The sequence below is a fragment of the Stutzerimonas stutzeri KOS6 genome (assembly GCF_000307775.2).
Classification (GTDB): Bacteria; Pseudomonadota; Gammaproteobacteria; order Pseudomonadales; family Pseudomonadaceae; genus Stutzerimonas; species Stutzerimonas stutzeri_B.
This window is the reverse complement of sequence record NZ_KK020679.1, coordinates 65602-73944: the sequence shown is the minus strand read 5'-3', so window position 1 is coordinate 73944 and position 8343 is coordinate 65602. Positions and strand designations below refer to the sequence as shown.

At 49.2% G+C, this 8343-nt stretch carries 8 protein-coding genes; 5 read left to right on the top strand and 3 right to left on the bottom strand.

Annotation, left to right across the window (positions count from 1 at the left end):
• The 5 genes from B597_RS47805 to B597_RS46805 form a co-directional block, all read left to right on the top strand.
• A partial coding sequence (locus B597_RS47805; RefSeq protein ID WP_226925021.1) for a hypothetical protein occupies positions 1-432 on the top strand: 432 nt, incomplete at its 5' end.
• Between the two features lie 67 nt (positions 433-499).
• Positions 500-736, top strand: a complete 237-nt coding sequence (locus B597_RS45850; RefSeq protein ID WP_003295177.1) for a helix-turn-helix transcriptional regulator — start codon at positions 500-502, stop codon at positions 734-736.
• Positions 737-899: 163 nt separating this feature from the next.
• Complete coding sequence (locus B597_RS45845) at positions 900-1898, top strand: hypothetical protein (protein ID WP_003295179.1); 999 nt, start codon at positions 900-902, stop codon at positions 1896-1898.
• A 1041-nt stretch (positions 1899-2939) separates the two neighbouring features.
• A complete protein-coding gene (locus B597_RS45840) occupies positions 2940-3185 on the top strand; it encodes a type II toxin-antitoxin system Phd/YefM family antitoxin (protein ID WP_003295180.1) in 246 nt (81 codons plus the stop codon).
• Between the two features lie 846 nt (positions 3186-4031).
• On the top strand, positions 4032-4334 hold the full coding sequence (locus B597_RS46805) for a hypothetical protein (protein ID WP_082321602.1): 303 nt from the start codon (positions 4032-4034) through the stop codon (positions 4332-4334).
• 57 nt (positions 4335-4391) lie between these two features.
• On the opposite strand, the gene B597_RS46800 is transcribed toward B597_RS46805, so the two are convergent.
• From B597_RS46800 to B597_RS45830, 3 genes are read right to left on the bottom strand one after another with little or no spacing between them, the layout of a single operon-like run.
• A complete protein-coding gene (locus B597_RS46800) occupies positions 4392-5243 on the bottom strand; it encodes a protein NO VEIN domain-containing protein (protein WP_152028212.1) in 852 nt (283 codons plus the stop codon).
• Entirely contained in the window at positions 5236-7062 is a 1827-nt protein-coding gene (locus B597_RS45835; protein ID WP_024162587.1) for a DEAD/DEAH box helicase, read from the bottom strand. Before B597_RS45835 ends, B597_RS46800 begins: the two co-directional genes overlap by 8 nt.
• Complete coding sequence (locus B597_RS45830) at positions 7055-8341, bottom strand: hypothetical protein (RefSeq protein ID WP_003295183.1); 1287 nt, start codon at positions 8339-8341, stop codon at positions 7055-7057. The genes B597_RS45835 and B597_RS45830 overlap by 8 nt, the downstream gene beginning before the upstream one ends.
• Between the last annotated feature and the right edge of the window lie 2 nt (positions 8342-8343).

Below are 8343 nucleotides of genomic sequence, written 5' to 3'. Positions count from 1 at the left end.
ACTACGCTTTACCTGCTTGGCGATGTGTTTGACGCCCCGGACCCCGCGGCATCTCGGCTACTCCAAGTTGAATGGGGGCTTTCAGCCAAGCGAAGCTCCCTGCGTTTCCTTTTCAGGCGAACAGAGCTGGAAAAAGCGATTACGTCATCTGGAAGTGCACCATTGACATCCTCGCCACCTACGCACCCGAATCATTTGGTAGTGATATCTGAGCTTATAGAAATGCTGAAGGACGACTCCCGCCCAAGGCACAACCAGCAATCTATCGTTGCAGCCATTGAGGAAAAGTACAAAGGCATACTCGGCCTCGGAGCTACGAACCTACGCAACCTTTTCGCAGACGCGAATAGGGCGCGTAAAGCAGCGGACGAGTTAGAACGGCTCGAGGGGACAAAAATCCGGTTGGATTTAAAGGAAATCCAAATGGAATGACATCTGCCGCGTCGCAGGGTTGTATTGAGCGAGAAACCAACCTGCGCTACGCGCTAAGGACTCCTCGATGAACATCCATTCCCTGCCTACTCAGTCAGCCGTTAGTTATCCCCGCCGGTTCCTCCGCCTACCCCAGGTCGAGGAACTGACCGGCTTCAAGCGCTCACATATCTATAACCTGATGAAGGCAGGTAACTTTCCCGCTTCTGTGAAGCTCGGGTTGCGTGCCGTGGCTTGGGACTCTCAGGCAATCGAACAGTGGCAAAAAGAAAGGCTCGCAGCCGCTCAGATGCACACCAACTAAATCGATGCGACGCACGCAAGCCATGCACACATTGTACCGTTCACCCCACCCCAGCAAGACACGCAAATACCGTCAAACCCCAGTAAATACTGGGGTTCTGATCGATCTGTACCTATGCCACCAGAAGCTCGTAGTTATAGATAACTATCTACCTAGTTACTCAATGACTGAAGAGGAGAAGGAAAGACTACTGGAGCTGAGGATCGAGATTTTTAACAACAGCCGATCCGCTGCTGAAATCTTCCAAAGCCTAAAACTACCGAGATGGAGTCGTCTACCGGAGGACCTGAGGCAGGTCTTCAACATGGCTGCCGTCGGTAGGATGGAAAATTCATTCGCTGTTTCCTGCAATCTCGGCCCCATCTCTGCTTCCCGCGCTAAGAAGGCATCTCGTGGAGCAGCAGACTATATCGGCAGGAAAATCCGAGGGCTCCCGGAAGTCTCATCTGAAATCGCTGCTGTACTTGAAGATGCAGCTGATCGGCAGGGTTGCAATCCCGGATTACACTTCCATGCTGCCTTGAAGATCCATCCTGATCAGGCGCCGGCGCTGAGAGCTTCCTTGAAGCTCATTTTCGCTCCCGACTACGTAGAGGTGGCCGGGAATCAAGCCGTTTTCCTCAAACCGATAGACCACCCCGGGCGCTGGGCCAGCTACTGCTGCAAGACACTCAGACGGGATAACCAGATCAGCGGAAAGAGGTTTGCAACGAACTCGGCAAGCCGGGCTGGGGAAGAACTCTATGATGAAGTCATGTACTGGCTGAGACATCTCCCGAGCGTTGAAGCACTCAAAGCCAGCCTTGACGATCTGATACGCCCAAATGTCAGTGCCCCCTCCTGCCCCCAACTGCTCCGGATCATCGATCAGCACCGTGAGCATCGGAAAGAAATGCAGCGAAAGCGTGGGCAACAGACACGGATCTACAAACGCTTGGCAAGACAGAGCCCGGATCAATTCAGGCTTGAGCTGTTCGAAAAACTTCGTGCAGCGTCGACAGCGCTTAGCACATTCAGTAGAACGCCCGCAGAGCGCGTTATAAGCACGATTCCGGAGATACGCACCGGTGATACCCCCGAACCCTCAGAAACGCTTATAGAGCGCTACAGAGGGCTTCCCGGGGTCGGGGAGTGGGCGAGCACCGAAGAGAGCTCTATGTGACGATGTCGTGATCAAGCTTGAGCAGGTTACGCCGGTTTCTGAAGCCGGCGTTCAAGCTACGTACAACGATATGTCGCCGTCAGCGACATGAAAGCCAGACGTGTCGCAAGAGCTCAAAAATAGCGACACGTCGGCAAGACTGATTCAACTCCCTCTCTCCGGACTGATGGTGTTCACGTCTATCATTATCTCCTGGCCCCATTGAGGTGCCTGAAGAGCTACTCGACGGGTGTTGTTGCCTATCGATCAAGCGAACGAATCGTTATCGAAGCGCTACCACCAACACTTATGAGTGAAACACAAAACCCATACAGGCAAGAAATCCTTTTGTCAAAGTCTTAGAAGCCACGACCGAACCAGACCCTATTTGGCTCTAAAAGAGCCACATCCCTCGGCACCAGCCTTACACAACCAGCGAAAAGTTTAAAGTTGTTCAATTAAAGTTAATGAATACGTAGTGTAAAAGTTAAGTGTAAGAATCCCTAAACCAGTGCAATTGCCTCTTTCACTCCACAAGCGAAGCAAAATTAACCTTACACAGGCACGCCATTACCACAGCCGCTCGACAAACGATATGGCCGAAGCGCCCAGATTCCGCACTTACTGCCACGAGAAATCTTAACGATATCGTGAAGACAACCCGGACGCCGGCCGTCGGATTTGTCGCGCATGACTATAGCCGAAAGACTGCCCCCGACTCGCAACAGCAGTACGCATAAACGCAATAGACACAACAAGTTACAGGCAAAAAAGTAATCAACAAGTTAGTTAACTCAAAAACCAATTAACCAGTTACTCACTCCGGCCGAGCTTTACAGCCCCCTCCTAACCCTCCAAGATAAATCCAACGAAATCTTAGGCAAGCATAGTCGATAGAAAATCCGTCATCCTTTAACCTAAGAAACGCTTAGCGAAAAATTCATCAAACACAGCTTCAGACAAGGATATAGCTTGAGAAGTAGTCACCAACGATCCGATTCCTTTAATAAAGGAATCCAGGGGTAGCACTACGAATTTCAATAGCAAAGCCAGGAGAGAAAGATGAAAACCATGGACATATCAGAGATCACCCCCCAGCTAGACGAAATAATAAAACTCATTGAGCAGGGAGAGAGCGTACTTATAACTATAAATGGCACACCTTCTTTCAGAGCCATTCCCGCCAACAAAAAAAGAGTCGGCCTGCTGACTGGCATGCCGCCAGTCCCCGACGACATAAAGTCCCCCTTCGCTGACGAAATTGAAGAGATGTTTTATGGATCAAGAGACAAGTCATCAGACGAATAAGTAAAGCCTCCGCTCATTCCGCCCCAACTTACAGGGCGTGAATTACGATAAGACTGTCACACGAAAAATTCCGCAGATACGCAAGGAATGGCCTGGCCAACCTCGGTAGCGCCAACCTGCTGATGAGCAGCGCGTCCCTCTTGATCGCCGATCCTCGTTGAGGCGAAAATCAAATTTCAATCAGCTAGCTCAACAGGGCTTAAAACTTCAAATCATGCCAACCAACCGAACAAGTCTCCTGCTGCTGGATGTATGGTCCTTTGATAGAAACGGGACGAAAGTCTTCCCTTGCAGAATTTCACGCGGCGCCAACGCAGGGCTATTCAGCGTAAATTTTACAAACGAAACAGATAATTATATACACATAACTGAAAAGCAACTAATTGAAGCTATAAAAAGTGGAAAATTCAAAGATCGCGGAACCATTCGCATGCTTCCATTGAATGCCAAACCAGGAACAGCAAGGAATGGATACGCCCCTCGCTTCTACCTAGGAAAGTATATAAGCGAGCTCAACTAATAGAGTAGCAGGAAAATTTAGCGAGCAGATCGAGCCGCGCAGCCAAAAGATTGAAAAGGCACAGAAGAAGCGCTGATTAAATCTCGGCATACAGGCGCATCTTTGATCGCACCCTGCATATTGCATAAGAACATATGAAAGAAAAACACTTAATCAACCGACCAAGTATGCCTTCAGCTTACACCAAAAACCCACAGAAACAATTAGCGAGCAGTGACACCCAATCAAAAATCAACCTATTAACTTAATTTTAGATCGATCAATCTCGACAACCGCATCATCTAACACTAATATCGCTGAGACCAACCAAAACCAGGAGCTCCACCATGAAACTTCTCAATACTTATGAGGACCGAGATGAGGCCGAGGCAGCCGCCGAAAAAATATCGGGAAACAAGCGATTAGCGAGCGAACGCGATGATACAACAACCATCTACAATTTATTCGGAACACCTAGCTGGGGAAATCTGCATCGCTTGGGAATGTATCGGCTAACTGAGCTACAAGAGCTTTTAGAGCGAAGGGAAGCATGGGGAGACAAAGATAAAATTCAACATGCAGACATCTTGAATACACTCAAAATAGCCGCAAAAAACTACTCATTAGAAATCCCAAACCACTGGCTTTAATGCTGACAGTCAGCCAGAAAACCCACACAAAGCCAACCGCAAGCAATATAACAAAAGTTATACACTATTAAAAAACTCAGAAAAAGACTCAAACGGAACAGCAACCGAGTCCCATCGACCTGCTCCCTGATCTGCCGGCAGATGTCGGGCTACATCATCAATATTAATAACAGCTAGACGAGGATTTTTTTCACTCAGATCCCACAGATGCATATAATAATGCATAAATGATTTCGCACTTTCCCACTCATAACGTGTTAGGTAGAAAAATCCTTTTAACCCAAGCCGGCTAGCTTTAACCTCGATACAAATCGGCGTACAAATTTCTGCACTCAGAGTCGACAGGACATCATACCCGTCTTCATTACTATCAAGCGCTACCCACTTCGGAAGACGGCCTGTCCTATCCTCTTCGTAACGCAGAGTCAGTCCTTCTCCAATGCGCCCTATATCATTCAACCGAACATCATGAAGTCCGCGAGCACGAGCTGCGAGGGCATCCCAAAAAGCAACAACATCAGGAGCTGCCCCATCCGCTAGCCCAGCCTCTTTGCATATCTGAGCAATCTCTGGAGGCGCATACTGAAGAACGCGGCGACGTCCAAATCGAGCGTTCTGCACCCAGGGCGGGTCCGTTGCCAATACCATATCCATCAAAGCTTCCCGCAGCCTTTCCTGTGTCTGCGGTATCGAGCTAACAGCTTGCCCCCGTAATGTGAGAGTAAGCAGACCAGCATCATTGACTTCGGTCCACCCCAAAAGTATTGAGCAATCCGTCACTCGCCTGGCGGTAACAACCCCGAGCTTGCCAAGAGCTCGAGCAGCATTGACAGGCATAGGAGCCCGGCCAAGCAAACGCAGCAACTCAAAACAGCCATACGCTACACCTGGTGTCAGCGCCTCACTCACGGGGGATACCGCTTAAATCACGAAGCAGAGCCTGAACGTCCTCAGCATCCATACCACCACCAGACCAATCTTCATCATCGTCAATCATTTCAGGATCCATAGGTATTGGATCAATCTGTAGCGTCGTGTCATTGAGGGCGGCTGCCATTGCATCAATTTTAGTCTTCAAACGCCACTGAACTGTTTCATCAATACTTCCGGAACACTCTACAACCTCTATAGTTGTTGCTTGCCCCGGTGGTAACCCCAGTCGATGAATGCGATCCATAGACTGTAGAAACTGGGCAGCATTGAATGTTCTATCCAGATAGAGTGCGTGGTGACAAACAGTGTGCAGGCTTACACCTTCACTCGCCGCCGCAGGATTAGCCACCATGACGCGCACATTCTCGTCATCATGAAACCGCTTTATTTTCCCCTCGCGCGTGCCATCGTCGTCTTCATCCCCAGCATCCACTCCGCCATGAATATAGACAGCGCCTAAGTCTTGAAGAGAGTCTGCAATATATTCAACATTGTTTCGGAAAGACGACCAGATCAGAACCTTGTTCCCCTGTCGGGCAAGTTCCCGGGCACGGTGGAGAACGTAGTTCATCTTAGGCCCCTTACCCTCAGCCAAAACAGCCGCCAGTAACCCTGGCTTTGCAAAGTCGATTTCCCGAGACAGTAAGGCAGGATGAGACACAAACATCAGAAGACGCATAACCGATCTGCCAAGCGACCGAAACGCCTGTCGTCCTCGATCACTCAGATACTCAGTTGCTTGCCGAGCAACCTCACTTTTCATAAACCTATACAGCTCTAGCTGTAACGGACTCATCGGCAAAGATTTACGAAGGTGCGTTACAGGAGGGAGGCCCAATTCACCCTTATTGGTGCGAACATATATAGGCCTCATCCGCTCGACCACGTTATCTGCCGTCGCTGGAATTTCCGGATATAGAAATGAGAACTGGGGCAGAAGATCATCTCGCGATTGCGGCATCGGAGTACCGGACATCACTAGCTTGCCCACAGGAAACTGGGATAAACTCAGAACGGCCTGAGCTGTTTTCCTAAGGGGGCCTGCCTTAATCCTGTGGCTCTCATCTAAAAAAACATGTACTCGGTGACGCGCTACGTGCGGAATAATAAGATCACGGGATAACGCCATTTGCTGATACGAGATCAGCATAAACGGTGGATCCTCGTGCAGCGCCCGAGAGATATTGCTTCCACGGAGGCGAACAAACACATCATTAGAATCCGGAAAACACTCTTGCAATTGCTCATCCCAAGCAGCGAACGCGTTTTTTGGAGCAATGATGAGCAATCGATCCCCAGGCTGGCGTCGATAAGTAAATGTAGCTAGAGCCTCCGTAGTTTTTCCTGCACCAGGCACAGAAAAAGTTGCACCAGCCGGCAGCGAAGCCAGCGTACAAACGTTACGAATTTGGTGTGCTTTAAGTGTACGAGCAAATTTAGCGGCCTGAAGCTTTTCCACCAACTCCTGCTCATCTAGCTTCTCACCAGCAATTGCATTTTTATACGAAGCTGTATTTCTAGCTGACTGGCGAAGTAGCTCGGAGGCAAGCGTATCGATCAGATAATCCTGACCAGCGCACATATTAAAGGACTGCAGAAATTGATTGATCTGAGCTCGCAGCCCAACAAAATTCCACCAAGGCAAGCTGATAGCGTTTCCACCCTCACCTTGTGCTTCGGCAGATGCACTGGAAATTAATGCTCGGGCCAAAGGCAACCATGGGCGATCTACATCGGCATCATCCCAAGCGATTAATGCGCGCTGATCTGTAGCGCGATAAGAAAACCTAAGCATTCCGGCTTGCCAGCCAATTTCGGATAGTTTGGAGGGCCGCTTCTATACTCTTGATCTGCTCCTCCGCCCCGACGGTAGTTGAGTCATCCCTCATTCCATCTGACACAGCCGCTTGGAGCTTTGTATTCGCATCCGTAAGTTGCTTAAGAAGATACCCTGCATTATTTCTTTCTTTCTGCAGCTCATTTTCGGTCTCAATTACATCTACAACGAGACCGCGTACCTTATCTGAGTTTTCTGGTTTAACTATTTCAGCAGCCAGCGCAAACGAGATATCTGGTGTTGACCCAGGTATCTCGCCCCCAAAAAGCTCTTGCGTAAGAGGATCCGGTGCCGACTGAGCAATAGGAAAAGCCTCCGCTAGCTTGGCCTTAACCTTACCAAAATGCTCCTGGATCTTCGGTATTGCACTATACAAACGCTCACCAGCCTTACCAGGTTGGTCAATCAATGTAAATGCGGTGTTCTTTAGCAGCGCCTGCTCGCCTACTGATACGCTCTTTCGCGCCGCTTTATGGAGCTGCTTAAAAGCCTCCTCAGCAGCTTGCACGTCAGACCATTGATGCTGGCGACCACGACTCTTTAAATAAGCATCTGCCATTTCCAGCATAGAACGTGCCTGCTCTACCTCAGCCTTAGTCATACCATAAATTTCTGCTAAGTCTGAATCAGTAAAGCCGTGCTGTTTTTGCTTATGCTGCATCATGATAGCTCGGGCTTCCCAGCTATACCCAGCGCGAATATCCTTCTTAATTTGAAGATTCGCCTCAAGCCTATCAATCTCCTTATCATCACAATGTGGCAGCACCACCACGTCGATGTGGGAAAAATGCGGATACTCAGCAGGCTCGTTATAATGCAGATGCCGCCAACACGAAAGGCGCCGATTACCATTAACTACAAAACCATTCTCATCCAAGATAATTGGATCGACTTGCTTGTTGGCCTTATCCTTGAAGAAAGAAAACAGGCCGGCATCTTTAACTAGCTTCAGTAGAAGCTCATGCTGCGTCTCTTGAACAACATCCAATTCTGGATCAGCTTCGAAGTAGGAAGTATCCTGACTGGGGTTATCAGCAAGCCACTGCTCCTGAAGAGAGACGGTGCGACCGTTCGCTAAGCGGTATTTAGGCAGTTCAATCGGCACCTTGAACTTAACCAACTCCATTTTATCGCCCTTTAACTCCAGCGCAAATGTAGCATTTGGCACAGCGGGCTTAGACGACTCGAGCTCTTTGAGGCGCAACTCAAAGGGGTATCCAAAACGGTTAAGGCTCATAC

Bases quoted from the DNA above. Each gene is read 5' to 3' on its own strand.
- B597_RS45850 (WP_003295177.1), top strand. From the start codon at position 500: ATGAACATCCATTCCCTGCCTACTCAGTCAGCCGTTAGTTATCCCCGC.
- B597_RS45845 (WP_003295179.1), top strand. From the start codon at position 900: ATGACTGAAGAGGAGAAGGAAAGACTACTGGAGCTGAGGATCGAGATT.
- B597_RS45840 (WP_003295180.1), top strand. From the start codon at position 2,940: ATGAAAACCATGGACATATCAGAGATCACCCCCCAGCTAGACGAAATA.
- B597_RS46805 (WP_082321602.1), top strand. From the start codon at position 4,032: ATGAAACTTCTCAATACTTATGAGGACCGAGATGAGGCCGAGGCAGCC.
- B597_RS45835 (WP_024162587.1), bottom strand. From the start codon at position 7,062: ATGCTTAGGTTTTCTTATCGCGCTACAGATCAGCGCGCATTAATCGCT.
- B597_RS45830 (WP_003295183.1), bottom strand. From the start codon at position 8,341: ATGAGCCTTAACCGTTTTGGATACCCCTTTGAGTTGCGCCTCAAAGAG.